Genomic DNA, 18,305 nt, shown 5'->3' with positions numbered 1-18,305 from the left:
GTCAGCTGAGCCGGTTGAGGGTGATGACGGGGATGACGCGGGTGGTCTTGGTCTCGTAGTCGGCGAAGCCGGGTGCCTTCTCCACCATGCGGGCGTAGAGCCGGTCGCGCTCCTGGCGGTCCACGACGGAGGCCTCGGCCTGGAACTCCTCGGTGCCGATCTCGACCTTCACCTCGGGGTTGGCGCGGAGGTTGTGGAACCACGCCGGGTTGTCGTCGGCCCCGGCCTTGGAGGCGATCACGACGAGCCGGCCGCCGTCCTCCAGGTACATCACCGGGCTGGTCACCTGCCTGCCCGACCTGGCACCCGTGGTGGTCAGCAGGAGCAGGTCGGCGCCCTCGAAGTAGCCGCCCACCTTTCCGCCGTTCGCCCGGAACTCCTCGATGACTTGCTGGTTGAAGTCGCTCATGGTTCCTCCTGTCAAGCGGAGAGCTCTCCGTATTGTGTCAACCGCGGAGCCTAACCGGAGATTCCTCCGGTTGCAACGCGCGTATGCTCGGATCCGTGTGCGGACGTCGCCAGCTGCCGGTGGTGGGGCAGCCCCAGCCGGAGCGCGCCGACGCGGCGCGCAACCGGCAGAAGATCATCGATGTCGCGGCCCGCATGATCGAGAGCCGGGGCGCCGACCAGCTCTCCCTGGACGAGGTCGCCAAAGAGGCCTGCGTCGGCGTCGGCACGGTCTACCGGCGCTTCGGCGACCGGGCCGGGCTGGTGTGGGCGCTCATCGACGAGCGGGAGCGCCGCTTCCAGGAGGCGTTCATGAGCGGCCCGCCGCCGCTGGGGCCGGGAGCGGCGCCGGCCGAGCGGGTCGGGGCCTTCCTCGCCGGTCTCGTGGACCGCGTCGTGTCGCAGCTCGATCTGTTTCTGCTGGTGGAGCTGGGCTCACCCAAGTCCAGGTTCGGCGGGCCCTATCGGGTCCACCATACCCACCTGGCCACGCTGCTGGCCGAGGCCAGGCCCGACGCCGACCCGCACTTCCTGGCCGACGCCCTGCTGGCCCCGCTCAACGCCCACCTGATCTCCTACCAGCGCGACGAGCGCGGCCTGACGGTCGAGGAGATCAAGGCGGGGGTCGCCTCCATCGCCGCAGCGGTCACGGCTCGGCCCGCACCGTGAGGCGGTCGTCGGGCAGCCGTACGGTGAGCTCGTCGCCCGGCGCGACCTCCTCGGCCCGGCGCACCACCTCGCCCGTCGGGCGCTGCACGATCGCGTAGCCGCGCTCCAGCGTGGCCGCCGGCGACAGCGCCACCAGACGGGCCCGCACGTGGCCGAGGTCGTCTCCGGCCCGGTCCAGCGAGCCCGACAGCGCGCGCCTGGCGCGCTCGCGCAGCGCGTCGGCCTGCTCGGCGTGCCGCTCCAGCTCGCGCACCGGATCCGCGAGCGAGGGACGCGAGCGCACGGCCGCCAGCCAGGACATCTCCCGGTCGAGCCAGCCGCTCACCACCCTGCGGCCGCGGTCGCGCAGCTGGCGCACCAGCGAGAGCTGCTCGCCCACGTCGGGGACGACCTTCTTGGCGGCGTCGGTGGGGGTGGAGGCGCGTACGTCGGCCACCAGGTCGAGCAGCGGGCTGTCCTGCTCGTGGCCGATCGCGCTGACGACCGGGGTGCGGCACGCGGCCACCGCGCGCACCAGCGTCTCGTCGGAGAACGGCAGCAGGTCCTCCAGCGACCCGCCGCCCCTGGCGATGACGATCACGTCTACGCCGGAGTCGGCGTCGAGCCGGCCCAGCGCCTCGGTCACCTCGCCCACCGCGTACGGGCCCTGGACCGCGACCTCCTCCACCTTGAACCGCACGGCGGGCCAGCGGCGCCGCGCGTTCTCCAGCACGTCGCGCTCGGCCGCCGAGTCGCGGCCGCAGATCAGCCCGACCGTGCCGGGCAGGAAGGGCAGCCGCCGCTTGCGCTCCGCGCCGAACAGCCCTTCGGCCGCCAGCAACTGGCGCAGCCGCTCCAGACGGGCCAGCAGCTCGCCCACGCCGACCGGGCGGATCTCCAGCGCGGTGAAGGCGAACGAGCCGCGGTTGACCCAGAAGTCCGGCTTGACGTGGACCACGACCCTGGCGCCGTCGGCGGGCCTGGGCATCGCGGCCTCGTACACCCCTCGCGGGGCCGTGACCCGGGCGGACACGTTGGCCACCGGGTCGCGCAGCGTCAGGAAGACCGTGCCGCCGCGCGCGCTCAGATCGGTGATCTGACCCTCGACCCAGACCGTGCCCAGCTTGCCGATCCAGCCGCCCACCATCTGCAGGACCGTGCGGACCGGCAACGGCGCCTCGGGCGTGGTCTTGGACGTCATTCGCCCGCGCGCAGCTTGGCCAGGCGGTTCTCGTACATGCGGATCACCTCGGGCCGACCCGAGGTGGCCTGCTCGTACGCGAGGTACTCGGCGATCTGCTCGCCGGTCTTGCCGCGCATGCGGGCGCGCAGCGAGGCCACCGACAGCGAGGCGAAGCCGGGCAGCGGCTCGGTCAGCTCGCCCGCGCCCAGGGTCGGCTCGTGCTCGGCGACGGCGGCGGGGACGGTCTCGGCGGCCTCGGCCAGCTTCGCGGTCTCCGGCGCCTTGGCGGGCGCGGCCTTGGCCTTCTTGGCCTTCGGCTTCTCCTCGGCCTGCTCGGGCTCCGGCTCGGTGACGGTCACCGGCTGGGCGACGGCCGGCTCATGGGCGAGCGTCGGCTCGGAAGCGGGCTCCGGCGCGGCGGCGGGCTTGTCCTCCGGCTTGGGCGGCGCCTCGGTCTTGGCTTCGGGCTTGGTCTCGGTCTTGAGCTTGGCCTCGGGCTCGGGCTTCGGCTTGGTCTCCGGCTCGGGCTTGGTCTCGGCCTCCGGCTTGGTGTCCGTCTTGGCGGCCGGGCTGAAGATGACAGGGTCCGGCTTGGTCTTGGCGGTGCCGTTGGGCTCGGCCGCCTCCGGCCTGGGGGCGAAGATGACCGGCTCCTTGCGGGCCGGCTTCGCCTCCTCCTCGACGGCGGCCGGCTTCTCGGCCGCCGCGGGACGGGATTCGAGGTCGTCCTTCTTCTCCTCGTCCTTGCCGCCCCTGAGCGAGTTCTTCACCCGGTCGACCAGCATGAGCGTCTGACCGGCGGCGCTGAGCGTGGTCTGGACGACGAAGAGCGGCAGCTCGCGGGCCTTCTCCTTGAGCCTGTCCTTGTCGGTTACGGTCTTGGCGATGTTGCGTATCACGTCGCTGAGGGACATGTACGTCTCCCTGGGAGGTCAGTGTGGAACGGCCAGTCTGGCAAAACGCGGGCACACGCGCACGCGCGGGCCGGTCGGCCGCTCCACGTAGCATATGGACTATGGAGCTCCACACCCCTACTTCCCGCCGCGTGCTCGTGGCCAGGCCGCGCGGTTACTGCGCCGGAGTCGATCGTGCCGTCGTGGCGGTCGAGAAGGCGCTGGAGCAGTACGGCGCGCCCATCTACGTGCGTAAGCAGATCGTCCACAACACCCACGTGGTCAAGACGCTCGAAGCCAAGGGCGCGATCTTCGTCGAGGAGACCGAGGAAGTGCCCGAGGGGGAGATCGTGGTGTTCTCCGCCCACGGCGTCTCTCCCGCCGTGCACGCCGAGGCCGAGCAGCGCGCGTTGCGCACCATCGACGCCACCTGCCCGCTGGTCACGAAGGTCCACAACGAAGCCAAGAGATTCGCCGGTCAGGACTATGACATCCTGCTCATCGGTCACGAAGGGCACGAGGAGGTCGAGGGCACGAGCGGCGAGGCGCCCGACCACGTCAAACTCGTCGACGGCCTCGACGCGGTCGACCAGGTCGAGGTGCGCGACCCCGGCAAGCTGGTGTGGCTGTCGCAGACCACGCTGTCGGTCGACGAGACCAACGAGACCGTCGCCCGGCTCAAGCAGCGCTTCCCGGCCCTGATCGACCCGCCCAGCGACGACATCTGCTACGCCACCCAGAACCGGCAGGTCGCGGTCAAGGAGATCGCCGCGGAGTCCGAGCTGGTGATCGTGGTCGGCTCCGACAACTCCTCCAACTCCAAGCGCCTGGTCGAGGTGGCCAAGGAACACGGCGCCGCGGCCGCCTACCTCGTCGACAACGCCACGTTCATCCATGACGAGTGGCTCGACGGCGTCACCACGGTCGGCGTCACCAGCGGCGCGTCGGTGCCCGATGAGCTGGTGGAGGAGGTGCTGGCGCGGCTGGCGGGCCACGGCTTCGACGATGTGACCGAGGTCGAGTCGGTGCAGGAGAAGGTGCGCTTCGCGCTGCCCCACGAGCTGCGCAAGGATCTGCGCGTCTCCTAGTCCTCGCCCCGGGGCGTGCCGTAGACCCGGGGCTCGAAGTAACCTTCGGGCTCCGGCACGTACGGCTGCGGCTGGCGCGGGCGCGGCACCTCCGCGCCCGCCCGGAGCTCGTCGCGGAGCTCCCGCACGTTGTCGCGCAGCCCGCGCGCCCACGCCACGCCGAGCACGATCGCCGAGCCGGCGAACAGCCAGGGCGCGCCGCGCGACAGCGAGCCGTAGAGGCCGAGCGCGAGCGACTGCAGGATGCCCACGGAGACGAGCGCCCGGCCCAGCTCGACGAAGAGGGTCGCGACGAAGAACACCAGCGGCGGCGTCACCACCAGCGACAGCAGCTCGCGCGGGTTGACCAGCACCACGCCGAGCACGCACGCGGCCACGAACGCCAGGCCGACCAGCAGCTGCATGTCGAGCAGGGCGGCCAGCACGTAACCGCCGAGCGTGGAGACGAGCGTGAGCGCGATGGCGCCGCGGGCGGTCAGCCTGACGGCGGAACGCTTGCCTGTGCCGGTCACCGGCCCCACCCCCCTTATTGCGACCCGTTGGCCAACTTACCGTTCGTGTGTGTGATGAGAGACGTGGTTTCGAGCAGTTCGGGGGATGCCAGGGGTCGCGGCACGCCCTCGACCATCTCGGGGGAGTCGAGCTCGCCGTCGACGACGCCCAGATCGTGCAGTTTGCGTGCGGTGACCAGGACCCGGCTCTCCAGCGACCCGACGGTCTTGTTGTACATCTCCACGGTACGGGCCAGCGACCTGCCGAGCGACTCCACGTTCCGGCCCATCGAGGACAGTCTTTCGTACAGCTCCTTGCCCAGCTCGAACACCGCGCGCGCGTTCTCGCTCAGCGCGGCCTGCTGCCAGGCGTAGTGAGCGGTGCGGAGCATCGTGATCAGCGTGGTCGGGGTGGCGATGTGCACCCGGCGGGCCATCGCGTAATCCAGCAGGGCGGGGTCGCGCTCCAGCGCGGGCGCCAGGAACGCCTCGCCGGGGATGAACAGCACCACGAACTCCGGCGTGGGAGCGAACGCCTGCCAATAGGACTTGGCGGCCAGCCGGTCGACGTGCTCGCGCACGTGCCGGGCGTGCGCGTCGAGCCGGACCGTGGCCAGCGACTCGTCGCCCGCCTCCGCGGCCTCCAGGTAGGCGGCCAGCGACACCTTGGCGTCTACCACGATGTTCTTGCCGCCGGCCAGCCGGACCACCATGTCAGGACGTACCGGACCCTCGGCGACCTGCTCGTCGAAGTCGCAGTGGCGCTGCATGCCGGCGATCTCGGCGACCCGGCGCAGCTGCATCTCGCCCCATCGGCCGCGCGCCTCCGGTCGCTGCAGCGCCCGCACCAGCGCCATGGTCTGGGAGCGGAGCTGCTCGTGGCTGTGGCGGACGAACTCCATCTCCTTGGCCAGCTCCGCCCGGGCCGCGCGCTGGCCGGACTCGGTGTCGCGCAACTGCGTCTCGACCCGCGCCAGCGCGTCGCGCAGCGGCTCGACCAGGTGCTCGACGGCCTGCCTGCGCTGCTCCAGATCGCCCGCCGCCTCCGCCCTGGTGGCGGCGAGACGGGTCTCGGCCAGCTCCAGGAAACGCACGTTGTTGACGTCGAGCGCACGGGTGGACAGGGCCTGGAAGCGCTCGGCGAGCTGCTCCTCGACGTAGACGAGCTTCTCGCCGGCGGACTTGGCGCGCGCGTCGGCCTCGGCCACCCGCACCGCCGCCCTCGTCCTGGCCACGAGGAACCCGACGGCGGCGCCGATGAGCAGGCCGAGGAGAAGCGAGACGACATCCATCTGATCGATGATTGCAGCCCGTCCCGCCCGGATCGGCCCCCGACACGCCTGGCCGCCTTCGGGGAGCAAGTAAACTCGCTGGGCGTGAGCCTCTCCATCGGCATCGTCGGCCTGCCCAACGTCGGTAAGTCCACGCTGTTCAACGCGCTGACCAAGACCGGCAACGCCCTCGCCGCCAACTACCCGTTCGCCACCATCGAGCCCAACGTGGGCATCGTGGGCGTGCCGGACGAGCGCCTGCCCAAGCTGGCCGAGATCTTCGGCTCCGCCCGCATCCTGCCCGCCAAGGTGGAGTTCGTCGACATCGCGGGCCTGGTCAAGGGCGCGTCGGAGGGGCAGGGGAGGGGCAACCAGTTCCTCGCCAACATCCGCGACACCGACGCCATCTGCCAGGTGATCCGGGTCTTCGACGATCCCGACGTCACCCACGTCGACGGCGACATCTCCCCCAAGCGCGACATCGAGACGATCAACACCGAGTTGATCATGGCCGACCTGCAGACGGTCGAGAAGGCCATCCCGCGTCTGGAGAAGGAGTCTCGCCACAACAAGGACAAGAAGCCCGCGCTGGAGGCGGCTCAGGCCGCGCTCGCGGTCCTGGAGACCGGCAAGACCATCTTCGAGAGCGGGCTCGGCGGCCCCGACCTGCGCGAGCTCCACCTGCTGACGGCCAAGCCGTTCCTCTACGTGTTCAACGTCGACTCCGACGAGCTGGTCGACGACGCGCTGAAGGCCCAGATGTCGGCCCTGGTCGCGCCGGCCGAGGCGGTGTTCCTCGACGCCAAGCTGGAGTCCGAGCTGGCCGAGCTCGACGAGGAGGAGGCCATGGAGCTGCTGGAGTCCGTCGGCCAGCACGAGTCCGGGCTGAGCAAGCTCGCCCGGGTCGGCTTCGAGACCCTCGGCCTGCAGACCTACCTGACCGCCGGGCCCAAGGAGTCGCGCGCCTGGACCATCCCCAAGGGCGCCACCGCGCCGGAGGCGGCCGGGGTCATCCACACCGACTTCCAGCGCGGCTTCATCAAGGCCGAGGTGGTCTCGTTCGACGACCTCGTGGAGGTCGGCTCGATCGCGGCCGCCCGCGCGGCCGGCAAGGCCCGCGTCGAAGGCAAGGACTACGTCATGCAGGACGGCGACGTGGTGGAGTTCCGCTTCAACGTGTAGCCGCGGTGGCCCTCCCGTCTCCGGAAAACGGGTTGTACGGGTCGATAGCGTCATTTCATGCCTGATCCGCACTACGCCGAGCCTCGGCTCGCCCGGATCTACGACGCGATCGACGCCGACCGGAGCGATCTCGTCGCGTACGCCGCGATGGTGACGGAGTTCGGCGCGCGGCGGGTGCTCGACGTGGGCTGCGGCACCGGCGTGTTCGCCTGCCTGCTCGCGGAGCGCGGCGTCGAGGTGGTCGGCGTGGACCCCGCCGAGGCGTCGCTGGCGGTCGCCCGCGCCAAGCCGGGCGCCGATCGGGTGCGCTGGATCCTCGGCGACGCCACCGTATTGCCGCCGATCCGGGCCGACCTCGCCACCATGACGGGCAACGTGGCCCAGGTCTTCCTCACCGACGACGACTGGCTCGCCACCCTGCGCGGCGTGCGCGCGGCGCTGCGGCCGGGCGGCGTGCTCGCCTTCGAGACCCGCGACCCCGCCCGCCGCGCCTGGGAGGAGTGGAACCCGGCCCGCACGCACGCCGTCACCGAGATCCCGGAGGTGGGCCCGGTCGAGTCGTGGAGCGACGTCCTGGACGTCTCGAGTCCGCTGGTGACCTTCCGCCAGACGTACGTGTTCGCGGCCGACGGCGCGGTGCTCACCTCGGACTCGACACTGCGCTTCCGGGAGAGGGAGGAGGTCGGGCGCTCGCTGCGGGAGGCCGGCTTCCGCGTCGAGGACGTCAGGGACGCTCCGGATCGGCCGGGTCGCGAGTTCGTGTTCGTGGCCCGTGCCGCTGATGTGTGATCTGTCACAATTACCCGGAAGCTAAACATCTGATTGCGGGATCTCTTCCGCGTCAACCACTTGGGCCTCCCGCGCGTCGAACGGTCACGGCGGCCACGCTGACTCGGGAGGGCCCATGCTCCGTCGCATCATCAGGAACCGGCGTCCGGCGCCCAGACTCACCGGCATCAGCCTGGAGGAGGAGCTCGCGCTCCTGCGGGTCGAGCTGATGTACGGCCTGCGCGTCGACCGCGACGACTACCTCCGCATGAAGGCGGGCGAGCGCGAGGAGGTGGTGGCCCGGCTGCGCGGCCGCGACGCCGCCACGAGCGTGCTGGCGGAGCTGCGCGGCTCGCTGGAGCGCGCCGTCCACCCGGCAGGGCTCCGCGACCACCGCCCCGGCGAACCGGCCTGACACCCCCGCGGCCGGGCAGTCCGGGGGCGGGAGCCCCGGCGTCCCGCGTCGCCGAACAGCCGGATCTCCGCCGGCCGTGCCCCGATGGCAGACCGAGCGGGTATCGGAGTCCGAGGAAATCGCAGGTCAAAGCCATTGCTCCGCCATGAGGACAGGTATTCGTGGCGGTCGGGTTATGCGTTCTTAGGTCTCTGGCCTGGTCGAATGCCCTTTCGGCAGGGAACACACACAAATCGGCGCGCCGGGTGCGTCCTATGCGGACTCGGTTTGCCCCTGGACGGCGATGCTTGCAGCATGGGCGTGGCTTTCCTGGAACAATGGCGGAGACCGGATAAGGTGACTGCTTCACCGCGGATGATGGGGATCGGCAACGGACGACACCGCGCCAGCCGGGGCGATTGGCGCGAGCGGAGGCGTGATGGCTCGTAGGTCAACCGTCCAGCACGGTCCTCGGACCACTGGCGGGCCCGAGCTTTCAGCACACCCCGACACCGGATACGACGCGCCGCCGCCGCGCAGGCCGCGGCGCGGCGGTTGGTCGGGTGGCGGCGGGCGGTGGCTCGTCTGGACGGGCCGCATAGTCCTGTGGGCGCTTATCGTAGTAATCGTGGTAAATGGGATCCGTGCCCCATTCGAGCGGTTTACCGGGCAAAACGCCGCCGCTCCGAATGAGTCTGCGCAAGTGGGCAGCGGTTTTCCCGACGACCAGGCCATGGCGTTCGCCGCCCAGTTCGCCGGCGTCTACCTGAATTTCAGCCCGGAAGACGCCGTGAGCAGGTCCAGCAAGCTGGCCGCCTTCGTCGCCGAGGGCATGGACCAGCAACTCGGCTGGGACGGCAACGGCAAGCTGGGCGCCGTCGCCATCCAGCCGTACGACATCGAGGTCGCCGACGACGCCAACGCCGTCGTCACGGTGGCCTTCCAGTCCGGCCCGCGCAGGCTCCACCTGTCGGTGCCGGTCTACTACTCGGGTGGCGACGACGGCCGGCGGTTCGTCGTCTCGGGCTGGCCCGCGATCCTGCCCGCGCCCGCCCCCGCCCAGCTGCCCCAGGTGGCCGGGCCGGAGACCGACGACGCGGCGACCGCCGAGCTCAAGCCGCAGCTGGAGGGCTTCTTCCGCAACTACGCCTCTGGCAACACCGCCGAACTTCAGCGTTACGTCACCGCCGGCACGAGCCTGCCGAGCTTCGCCGGCGCCTTCAGCTTCGCCGAGCTCAAAAGCGTCGTGGTGCCTGTGGGGGGTGCCACAAGAGAGATCGAGGCGGTCGTGGTCTGGGTCGTGCCCGGCAGCGCGCCCGCGTCCACCGACCCCGACGTCACCGCCGAACCCGGCGTGACGGACGGCCGCCTCCAGCAGGCATACCGCCTCACAGTCGAGAAACAGGGCGACAAATGGTACGTCGACGACATCCGTGGCGCCGGTCGTGTCGTCGGATAACAGCGTCCTGCTGATCGGCACCCCCCGGGAGGACAAGAAGTGATCGTGAAAACCCTATTGCTCAACCTGATCGAGATGACGCCGACACCCGCACCCACCGGCGTCAACACAGAAGGGCTCGCCGAGTTCCTGCGCGCGTTCTTCGCCCCGCTCTTCCTCGTCGTCGTGTCCGTGGTCGCGCTGTTCTTCCTCTTCACGCGCGAGATCACGCGGTTCGTGCAGTTCCTCATCCTGGCCGTGGCCATCGGAGTGATCTTCTACGTACCCAACATCATCGAGGTGACGGCCAAGGCGATCGCGGGTGCCCTCGGCATCCAGTAAGGGTTGAGACCACTCTCCTGTGGTCATGAACGAGCGGGTGGAGAGGAGGACCGCGTGGACCTGCCCACGTACACGAACATCTGGCGTATCGAGAAGCGGCTCTACAAGCTGTACGACCTACGGCTGCCCATGCCGCTCCCGATCGTCTGGATCGGCGTGTTCGTCGGCGTCTTCGTCCCGTGGTCGCTCCTGCTCTGGGTCATCGGCGTGCCGGTGGCGATGCCCTGGCACGTGCTCTTCCTGGTGCCGCCGGGCATCGTGACATGGCTGTCCACCCGGCCGGTCATCGAGGGCAAGCGGCTCACCGAGCTGCTGGAGTCCCAGCTGCGCTACCTGGGGGAGCCGAAGGCGTGGTACCGCCTGGCCTCCCTGTCGGAGCCCGACACCGTCACCTTCTCGGCCCGCGTCTGGCGTGCCTACCCCGTACGGGTCAAGGCCGCTCGCAAGTCCCGCAAGCCCGCGCGCAAGCGCGCGCCGGCGACGGGTCCACGGCAGGTCCGGCCGGCGGTGGCCGCCGCCGCTGCCGCCGCGGCCCAGGCCCCCGTGGCGGCAGCCCAGCTCACGGTCACGGTCGCGGAGTCGGCCCGGCTCCCCGCCACCGCGGTGGAGCCCGCCCGCACGGCCTGGGGCTCCCGGACCCGGCCCGGCGCTCCGCCCGCCCTCCCGTCCCAGGAGCCCGCGGCTCCGCCCGCCGACGATTCCGCTCCCGTACGTGAGCGGGCCCACTCGGGTGAACCTGCCGCTTCCCGCATGCCGGTACGGGAGCTTCGGCTGGTTCGCGACACCGAGACGCCGGAGCGCGAGGCCGGAGAAGTGGAGCGTCAGCCGGTTTCCGAGGGCGGGACCGTACCGGCGGTTCCGCCTTCCGACGTGCCGCCCGCGGCTTCGCAAGAGGAGGACTCTCGCGCGGACACCGGCGGACGCAGGTCGCGTCAGGAGACCGGGGCCAAGCCGATCGACACCGAAGCGCTGCGGCGGCTCCGCAAGCTGGCCGCCAGCGCCGACGGGCCCCCGGCCGGCGCCGCGCGCCCCGCGCCCGAGCAGGGCCGGGAGGACGAGGCGGCCAGGAGCCAGCATCGCAAGGGGCAGCCGCCGAAGCTCAACCCCGCCCTGCTCGCCGAAGCACAGCGGAGCTGGGCGCCGCTGACCCCCGACTCCCGGCCGGTCACGTTGTCCCGGCCTCTGCGCGGCTCCGACCAGGCGTTCCCCACCAGACGAGACGAGCCCCCGAAGACAGCCGACACCTCCTCCGACCGGCCGTCCCCTCATGAAGACAGCGCCCCCTCCGGGGAAGGCGCCGGTACGCCGGGTGGGCGAGTCTCCCAGCCGGTCGTACGGGAGTTCCCGCCCGAGGAGGTTGCCTCGTCGGACCTGCGGGATGGCGCGCCGGGTGCGGAGTCCCCGTCCGGGGAGGCCTCGTCAGTCGGGCGCGGTGGTGTTCCGGGTGCGGAGGGCCTGCCCGAGCGAGCTGGTACGCCCGGTGCGGAGGCACCTTCCGGGGAGCATGGCAGGACGGATGCTGAGGGCTCCCACGAGATCGGGGAGGGCGAGGGTGCGGAGAGCGCTCCCGGGCCTGCCGAGCACGAGGAGGACAGCGCGACGGCGCGGTCCGAGCGTGCGCGCGAAGAGACCGGGGTCGTCGAAGAGCAGGACTTGTCCGTAAGCCAGGAGGGTGCGGGCGAGATAAGCCTCGTGGTGGACACGTCGGTGCGGCACCGCGGGCTTCGGGCGGTTTCCACCGACCCCGAGCCTGCCGATCGCCCAGAGGCTCAGGCCGCCGGCGAGCATCCCGTACCGGACCCGGAGACGCGGTCCGAAGCAGGGCAGGACACGGACACCGCTCGCGGGCAAGAGACGCACGCCGACGACTCGCACGACGCGCGGCGCGGGACGCGCGCTGGGAGCGGACAGGAAGCAGCTCCCGGGACGCGGGCTGGCGATCGGCGGGATGCACGCCTGGGGAGGGGTGCCGAGGACTTGCGGGACGCGCTTCCCGGGACGCGGGCTGGCGACCGACGGGATGCACCCGCCGGGACGGGGGCCGAAGATTTGCGGGACGCGCCTTCCGGGAAGCGTGACGGTGACTTGCGGGATGTGGAGCGCGGGGGTCGGGCTGAAGGTGGGCGGGAGCCGCGCGACGGTGGGGTGCGGGACGTACGGGGTGATGGGGGTAGGCGGGATGTCGAGGGTGCTGATGGGGTGATCGTGCCGGGGCCTCGGGCGGGGGAGGCCAAGGTGCGGCGGGTCGAGTCCGTCGTGGGGCGGGACTCCGGCGGGTGGCGGCGGGTCGCGCGGGTCGTGGTCGGCGGGAACGGGGTGCGCGGCGACGGGTCCGAGATCGACGAGGCGCGGGCCAGGAGCGTGTTCAGCGGCAGCCGCCGGATCGTGGTGCTCGGCTGCACGGGCGGCGCGGGTCAGAGCACCACGGCGCTGATGCTGGGTCACACGCTGGCCCACTACCGCGACGACCGCGTGGTGGCCGTCGACGCCAGCAGCGGCGCGAGCACGCTGAGCAGCAGGATCGAGCCGGAGACGCCCGAGACGCTGACGTCGCTGCTGGCCGGGCTGCCCCAGGTCGGCGGCTACCTGAGGATGCGCGGCTACACCACCCGCACCTCCTCGGGCCTGGAGGTGGTGGGCGCCGACGGCGACGCGGAGGCCGAGCAGCGGCTGGCCGACCGCAGTCTCTTCTCGGACGACCGGCTGGGCGACGCGCTGGCCCTGCTCGACCGGCACTACAAGCTGACCGTGATCGACCCGGCCGCCGCGCTGGCCGCCCGGGTGCTCCCGTACGCGGACCAGCTCGTGCTCGTGGTGCCCGCCAGCGAGGAGGCGCCCGAGGCGGTCGGGATGACGTACGAGTGGCTCGACGGCCATGGCTGCGCCGACCTGAGGCGGCGCGCGGTCATGGTGGTCAACGGGGTGAGCAGGCGTTCGATGCCGGACGTCGAGCAGGCGGAGGCGGTGGCCAGCGGCAGGTGCCGGGCCATCGTCAGGGTGCCCTGGGAGGACGACCTGGCCCCCGACGGGGTGGAGGTCGTGGATCCCGGGCGGTTGCGCACGGCCGGCAGGAGGGCGTACCTGGCGCTCGCGGGGGTCGTGGTCGCAGGCTTCGCGGCACAGAGGATCCGACCTAGCGAAGAGGAGTTGGCGAGTGACCCCCCGGGCACGAGAATCGGTGAGCGTTAAGTGAACATCCGAGCAGGTCTGGCCCGTTCATGCGCTGAGGGGGCGGCATGAGCAGGGCGTCCCGTGCGCAGCAGCGCCTGGCCGTCCGCTTCTTCGACGACCGCATCCTGCTCACGGACACGTGCGCGTGGGCGTACTTCCGCCTTCCGACGGTCAGCTACGAGTTCGTCACGCCGGAGGAGCGCGAGGCGCTGGCCACCAACATCACGATCGCGCTGGCCGCGATCAGGATGCCCGACGCCGAGGTGCACCTGCGGGTGGCGCATCGGGCCTACCCGGCGGCCGAGTGGGCGATGGCGCTCAACGGCACCTCCGACGAGGGGCCTGGGTGGCGCGACTACCTGGAGGAGATGTACCGCCACGTCTGGGCCAAGGACTTCTGGACCAAGGAGGTCTATCTCGGGGTCCGGCTGGGGGCGCGGGGCAAGCAGCTCGGCGCGGGCGCGCTGGCCCAGCTTCTCGGGTTCTACCAGCGTACGGAGAAGGTGCTGGGCCTGGATGACGACCACGTGCCGGACGGCGAGATCACGCGCTGGACCGAACAGGCCGAACGGCTCGGGCGGGCACTCGCCTCCAGCGCCCTCTACGCCAGGCACGCCACCTCCACGGAGGTGGCGTGGTTGTTCCAGCACGCGGCGGCGGGCGGGCTCGCCGACGGGCCGCCATCGGCCAGCCCGAAGCGGCGCTGGGGCAAGGGCGAGATCGAGGCGCTGGTCGAGGGGGAGATCCACAACGGCCGGTCGCTGCTGCGCGTCGTGCAGCCGCAGGGCGACTCGTACGTGGCCCACCTGTCGTTCGCGCGGTTCCCCGACCTGATGCCGTTCCCCGACGGCGAGCCGTGGATGCACTTCGCCGACCAGCTGCCGTTCCCGGTGGAGATCTCGTCCCGGATGCGGCTGATCCCGCCGGTGAAGGCGTCCCGCGACGTGGCGCGCAAGCTGGCGCACGCCCGCGACATGGACATCCACATCCGCGAGGCCGGCGCGGAGGCGCCGCTGGCGCTGGCGGAGCAGATCGACGCGGCCCGGATGCTGGAGCACGGCATCACCAAGGAGCGGCTGCCGTTCGTGTACGGGTGGCACCGGCTGATCGTGTCGGCCCCGACCGAGGACATCTGCGTGCAGCGGGTGGAGGCGGTCGTCGAGCACTACCGCGACATGGGCATCGACGTGGTGAACTCGACGGGCGACCAGTTCTCGCTGTTCTGCGAGTCGCTGCCGGGCGAGCGGGTCAAGATCAACGCCTATGCCCAGCGGCAGCCGCTGCGGACGATCGCGGGCGGCATGGCCACGGCGACCGTCGATCTCGGCGACCGGCTCGAACACGACGGCGAGGGCTGGCTGGGCCCCTACATCGGCGAGACCGTCGGCCGGGCCCGCAGCATCGTCCACTTCGACCCGCTGCTGGCCGCGAGCCGCAACCGGCCCACGGCGATCGCGATCACCGGCGAGCCGGGCGGCGGCAAGACCACGCTCGCGCTGCTGATGATCTACCAGATGGCGCTGCGCGGCGTCACGGTGGCGGTGATCGACCCGAAGGGCGACGCCGAGTCGCTGGTGCGGCTGCTCGACAAGCGGGGCCGCAAGGCGCGGATCATCCCGCTCGGGGCGGCCGCGCCCGGCCTGCTCGACCCGTTCTCGTTCGGTGACGACATCGCGGCCAAGAAGACGATGGCCACCGAGACGCTCCGGCTGCTGCTGCCGCGCATGTCGGAGGAGCGCGAGTCGGCCATGATCCAGGCGGTGGCGGCGGTGTCCAACCAGCCGGACCCGTCGCTCGGCAAGGTCGTCGACCACCTGGAGCGGGCCGAGGACGCCGCGTCGAAGAACCTGGGCGCGGTGCTGCGCTCGATGTCGGAGATGCACCTGGCCAGGCTCTGCTTCGACCCGTCAGGCGGCGACCAGATCGACAGCGAGGGCTGGACCACCGTGTTCACGCTCGGCGGGCTGACCCTGCCGGACGTGGCCACGACCAGGGACGACTACTCCTACGAGCAGCGGCTCTCGGTGGCGCTGCTCTACCTGGTGTCCCAGTTCGCCAGGCGGCTGATGAACGGGCTCGACCGGCGCGCGCCCAAGGCCATCTTCCTGGACGAGGCGTGGGCGATCACCTCCACGCCCGAGGGCGCGAAGCTGGTGCCCGAGGTCAGCCGGATGGGCCGCTCCCGCAACACCGCACTGGTGCTCGTCAGCCAGAACGCGGGCGACCTGCTCAACGAGCAGGTGACGAACTGCCTGTCGTCCGTGTTCGCCTTCCGGTCGACCGAACGGGTGGAGGTCGACCACGTGATGTCACTGCTCGGGGTGGAGCCCCTGGAGGAGCACAAGGCCGTGCTCCGCTCGCTGGGCAACGGGGAGTGCGTGTTCCGCGATCTGGACGGCAGGGCGGGCCGCATCGGGGTGGACCTCATCTCGGAGGAGCTTCTCCGTTGGCTCGACACGAACCCGACGCACGACAAACCCGACGGCGACGGGCATGATGATCTTCAGGGGGGCATCGGCAGGGCGCAGGAGGTGCGGTCATGAAGATCCGGCTACCCAGGCGGTGGGCGCTCGCCGTGGTGACGGTGCTGCTCGGCTTCGTCGTGGTGCCCGTCGTGATCGGCGCCACGTCGCCGGCCGCGGCCGCGCCCTGCGACCTGTCGGGCGAGCTCGCGCCCGAGGTGATCGGCAGCGGCGTCGACGGCATGATCCAGCCACCGGTCCCCGAGGGCGGCGCGGCGCAGCCCGTCACCAACTACGGCCAGTTCGGCATGTCCGGGCAGTTCTGGCACACTCACGAGCTGGGCTGCTCCGACATCGCCGCTGTGCTCGGCAACTCCTGGGCCAACACGATCTTCCTGTGGGCCAAGGCCATCGACCGGCTGACCATCACGACCTACCAGGCCGCGGCCACCGAGGGACCGCTCCAGGCGATCAAGGACGTGGTCGACGACATCGTCACGAACCTGTCGCAGGCCATGTACTGGCCGTATCTCCAGCCGGTCGTCATCCTCGGCGCGATCTGGCTCGCCTGGTACGGGCTGATCCGCAAGCGGGCCACCACCACCGCCGAAGGCGTGATCTGGATGGTGCTCGCGGTCACGGTCGCGACCTGGTTCCTCAGCCGGCCGCAGGACTTCACCGGGCTGGGCAAGGTCGTCACGGACAAGACCGGCGAAGTGGTCAACTCCGCCTTCTCCGGGCTGCCCGGCGCGGGCGGCGCGTCCTGCCTCCCGCCGCCCGGCGAGACCAACCCCCAGGTGCGGGCCGGCGGCTTCGGCCAGAACGGCACGCCCGGCGTCGACCAGAACGCCGACGCGCTCTGGTCCACGCTGGTGTGCAAGCCATGGCTGATGGGCATGTTCGGCACCGCCGATCCCAACCAGCCGATCGTGCGCGACTTCGGCCGGGTCATGCTGGAGACCCAGTCCATCCCGGCCGCGACGGCCGAGAACCCGGCTCCCGACGTGGGCGCCCACCAGGCGAAGTACGCCGAGGTCGCCGACAAGCTGAGAAACGACTCGCGCTACTTCATCTTCTCCGGCCGTGACTGGACGAGCCGGCTCGGCGTGGCCATCGGGGCGCTGATCGCCGCCATGGTGGCCGGGGTGCTCATCTTCCTGGTGGCGGTGTCGCTGCTGGTGCTGAAGGTGGGCTTCCTGCTGTTGCTGATACTCGGGCCGGTGTTCCTGCTCATCGGCGTGCATCCGGGCAGCGGGCGGATCATCGCCATGCGCTGGGTGGAGATGCTCGTCGGCACGCTGCTCCGGCAGGCCGTGCTGGCGCTCGTGCTCGGGGTGCTCGTGTACGGGTACGCGCTGATCATCTCGACGGCGATGCCGTGGGGGCTGCAGATCCTGTTCATGGCGTTGCTGACGATCGCGGTGTTCTTCTACCGCAGACCGTTCCAGCACCTGTTCGCCTCGATCAACGGGCACACGCTCGCCACCCGGATGCTCGGCGAGGCGGCCAGTTCGCGGACCTTGGAGCGCTCGGCGAACGTGCTGCCGCCGGTGGCGTCGGCGCGGATCGGGCGCTGGGGCGTGCGCAAGGCCGAGCCGCTCATCACGGCCGCGGCGTCCGGAGGGGTGGCCGGCGCGGCCGCCGCCGGGGTCGCCCAGGGGCGGGCCAGGGGCGAGGAGGGCGAGGGCGCCTCGGGCGTGCGCGTGCCCGCGCCGCTGGACAAGGAGCAGCAGGGCGCCAAGGGCGTCGGCAGGGGTGTGCCCGAGGCGCGCAAGGGCGACGCGCCGCCGCTCAACCTGAACGGGGCGAACGGGCGGGGCGGCGCTGCCGGGCGCGGTCCCGTACGGTCGGGCGCCGGTGCGGGCGGAGCCCGGGCGGCCGGTGGTCCCCGGGGCTCGGGCGGCTCCGGCTCGGGCGGCCCCCGGGTTTCCGGCGGGTCCGGAGGCGGTGGCGCCGGTGGGTCCGTCGGCTCTGGTGCGTCCGGCGGGGGCGGTTGGTTCGGCGGTGCCGGCGGTGGCTGGGCGCCGCGCGGCGGGGCCTCGTCGAGCGGTTCGCGCTCGCGCTTCGGCGGGTCGGGTGGCTCTGGCGGGTCGGGTGGCTCTGGCGGGTCGGGTGGCTCGCGGTCCGGGGGTTCCGGATCGGGCCGGTCGCGGTCCGGCGGCGGGTCGTTGTTCGGCGGATCAGGCGGATCGGGCGGATCAGGTGGTTCCGGGTCGGGTCGGTCGCGGTTCGGCGGGTCCGGTGGCGGTTCCGGTTCCGGTGGGTCGTTGTTCGGCGGCGGGTCGCGGTCCGGCGGGTCGCGGTCCGGGCGCTCCCGGTGGAGCGACAACGGGTCCTCCGGCGGCGTCTTCGGCCGCAACCCCGACGGCCGCGTCTTCGGGGGCGGCTCGGGAGGCGGGTTCTTCGACCGCTCCGACTCCGACCGGCGCGGCTCCGAGCCGCCGCCGCTGTGGGGCAGCGGCTCGCGCAGGAGCGAGCCCGAGGTGCCCTTCTGGCTCAACCCCACCAACCCCGACAAGGACTAGAC

At 71.6% G+C, this 18,305-nt stretch carries 15 protein-coding genes; 10 read left to right on the top strand and 5 right to left on the bottom strand.

The features are described from left to right. Position 1: 1 nt before the first annotated feature. Positions 2 to 409, bottom strand: coding sequence for a nitroreductase family deazaflavin-dependent oxidoreductase (locus KME79_RS08930; RefSeq protein WP_219544026.1), 408 nt, complete (start codon positions 407 to 409; stop codon positions 2 to 4). Positions 410 to 504: 95 nt separating this feature from the next. Between KME79_RS08930 and KME79_RS08925 the strand changes: the two genes are divergently transcribed. After that, positions 505 to 1,116 carry a TetR/AcrR family transcriptional regulator gene (locus tag KME79_RS08925; RefSeq protein ID WP_219544025.1) on the top strand — a complete coding sequence of 204 codons (612 nt, stop codon included), beginning with the start codon at positions 505 to 507 and terminating at the stop codon, positions 1,114 to 1,116. Here the strand turns inward: KME79_RS08925 and xseA are convergent. Beyond that, on the bottom strand, positions 1,094 to 2,296 hold the full coding sequence (xseA, locus tag KME79_RS08920; protein ID WP_219544024.1) for an exodeoxyribonuclease VII large subunit: 1,203 nt from the start codon (positions 2,294 to 2,296) through the stop codon (positions 1,094 to 1,096). The genes KME79_RS08925 and xseA overlap by 23 nt on opposite strands. Then, the gene (locus KME79_RS08915) at positions 2,293 to 3,192 is read right to left on the bottom strand and encodes a DUF8129 domain-containing protein (RefSeq protein ID WP_219544023.1); all 900 of its coding nucleotides are present in this window, start codon (positions 3,190 to 3,192) and stop codon (positions 2,293 to 2,295) included. Before KME79_RS08915 ends, xseA begins: the two co-directional genes overlap by 4 nt. A 101-nt stretch (positions 3,193 to 3,293) precedes the next feature. Between KME79_RS08915 and KME79_RS08910 the strand changes: the two genes are divergently transcribed. Further along, positions 3,294 to 4,259: a 4-hydroxy-3-methylbut-2-enyl diphosphate reductase gene (locus KME79_RS08910; protein WP_219544022.1), complete on the top strand. Its 966-nt coding sequence runs from the start codon at positions 3,294 to 3,296 to the stop codon at positions 4,257 to 4,259. Here the strand turns inward: KME79_RS08910 and KME79_RS08905 are convergent. Next, positions 4,256 to 4,771, bottom strand: a complete 516-nt coding sequence (locus KME79_RS08905) for a DUF6542 domain-containing protein (protein ID WP_148029199.1) — start codon at positions 4,769 to 4,771, stop codon at positions 4,256 to 4,258. The two genes, KME79_RS08910 and KME79_RS08905, sit on opposite strands and share 4 nt — an antisense overlap. 14 nt (positions 4,772 to 4,785) lie before the next feature. After that, positions 4,786 to 6,042, bottom strand: a complete 1,257-nt coding sequence (locus KME79_RS08900) for a DNA recombination protein RmuC (RefSeq protein WP_148029200.1) — start codon at positions 6,040 to 6,042, stop codon at positions 4,786 to 4,788. An 84-nt stretch (positions 6,043 to 6,126) separates the two neighbouring features. On the opposite strand from KME79_RS08900, the gene ychF reads away from it, so the two are divergent. From ychF to KME79_RS46200, 8 genes are all read left to right on the top strand, one after another. Further along, positions 6,127 to 7,203, top strand: coding sequence for a redox-regulated ATPase YchF (gene ychF, locus KME79_RS08895; protein ID WP_187280942.1), 1,077 nt, complete (start codon positions 6,127 to 6,129; stop codon positions 7,201 to 7,203). Positions 7,204 to 7,260: 57 nt separating this feature from the next. Next, entirely contained in the window at positions 7,261 to 7,992 is a 732-nt protein-coding gene (locus KME79_RS08890; RefSeq protein WP_219544021.1) for a class I SAM-dependent methyltransferase, read from the top strand. Positions 7,993 to 8,107: 115 nt separating this feature from the next. Next, the gene (locus KME79_RS08885) at positions 8,108 to 8,386 is read left to right on the top strand and encodes a hypothetical protein (protein ID WP_148029202.1); all 279 of its coding nucleotides are present in this window, start codon (positions 8,108 to 8,110) and stop codon (positions 8,384 to 8,386) included. Positions 8,387 to 9,068: 682 nt separating this feature from the next. Then, positions 9,069 to 9,824: a conjugal transfer protein gene (locus tag KME79_RS08880; protein ID WP_261808299.1), complete on the top strand. Its 756-nt coding sequence runs from the start codon at positions 9,069 to 9,071 to the stop codon at positions 9,822 to 9,824. A gap of 75 nt (positions 9,825 to 9,899) precedes the next feature. Next, the gene (locus KME79_RS08875; RefSeq protein WP_231619207.1) at positions 9,900 to 10,145 is read left to right on the top strand and encodes a hypothetical protein; all 246 of its coding nucleotides are present in this window, start codon (positions 9,900 to 9,902) and stop codon (positions 10,143 to 10,145) included. Between the two features lie 54 nt (positions 10,146 to 10,199). After that, a complete protein-coding gene (locus KME79_RS08870; RefSeq protein ID WP_219544019.1) occupies positions 10,200 to 13,334 on the top strand; it encodes a TcpE family conjugal transfer membrane protein in 3,135 nt (1,044 codons plus the stop codon). A 47-nt stretch (positions 13,335 to 13,381) separates the two neighbouring features. After that, positions 13,382 to 15,859: an ATP-binding protein gene (locus KME79_RS08865; RefSeq protein WP_148029206.1), complete on the top strand. Its 2,478-nt coding sequence runs from the start codon at positions 13,382 to 13,384 to the stop codon at positions 15,857 to 15,859. Continuing rightward, positions 15,856 to 18,303: a type IV secretion system protein gene (locus KME79_RS46200; RefSeq protein ID WP_219544018.1), complete on the top strand. Its 2,448-nt coding sequence runs from the start codon at positions 15,856 to 15,858 to the stop codon at positions 18,301 to 18,303. The genes KME79_RS08865 and KME79_RS46200 overlap by 4 nt, the downstream gene beginning before the upstream one ends. Positions 18,304 to 18,305: the final 2 nt, after the last annotated feature.

Origin of the sequence: Nonomuraea harbinensis, from assembly GCF_019396385.1 — a bacterium.
GTDB lineage: Bacteria > Actinomycetota > Actinomycetes > Streptosporangiales > Streptosporangiaceae > Nonomuraea > Nonomuraea ferruginea.
The sequence above is the reverse complement of the archived record's forward strand: the minus strand, read 5'-3'. Positions and strand labels throughout refer to the sequence as shown.

Bases quoted from the DNA above. Each gene is read 5' to 3' on its own strand.
- KME79_RS08930 (WP_219544026.1), bottom strand. From the start codon at position 409: ATGAGCGACTTCAACCAGCAAGTCATCGAGGAGTTCCGGGCGAACGGC.
- xseA (WP_219544024.1), bottom strand. From the start codon at position 2,296: ATGACGTCCAAGACCACGCCCGAGGCGCCGTTGCCGGTCCGCACGGTC.
- KME79_RS08915 (WP_219544023.1), bottom strand. From the start codon at position 3,192: ATGTCCCTCAGCGACGTGATACGCAACATCGCCAAGACCGTAACCGAC.
- KME79_RS08910 (WP_219544022.1), top strand. From the start codon at position 3,294: ATGGAGCTCCACACCCCTACTTCCCGCCGCGTGCTCGTGGCCAGGCCG.
- KME79_RS08900 (WP_148029200.1), bottom strand. From the start codon at position 6,042: ATGGATGTCGTCTCGCTTCTCCTCGGCCTGCTCATCGGCGCCGCCGTC.
- KME79_RS08890 (WP_219544021.1), top strand. From the start codon at position 7,261: ATGCCTGATCCGCACTACGCCGAGCCTCGGCTCGCCCGGATCTACGAC.
- KME79_RS08885 (WP_148029202.1), top strand. From the start codon at position 8,108: ATGCTCCGTCGCATCATCAGGAACCGGCGTCCGGCGCCCAGACTCACC.
- KME79_RS08875 (WP_231619207.1), top strand. From the start codon at position 9,900: ATGACGCCGACACCCGCACCCACCGGCGTCAACACAGAAGGGCTCGCC.
- KME79_RS08865 (WP_148029206.1), top strand. From the start codon at position 13,382: ATGAGCAGGGCGTCCCGTGCGCAGCAGCGCCTGGCCGTCCGCTTCTTC.
- KME79_RS46200 (WP_219544018.1), top strand. From the start codon at position 15,856: ATGAAGATCCGGCTACCCAGGCGGTGGGCGCTCGCCGTGGTGACGGTG.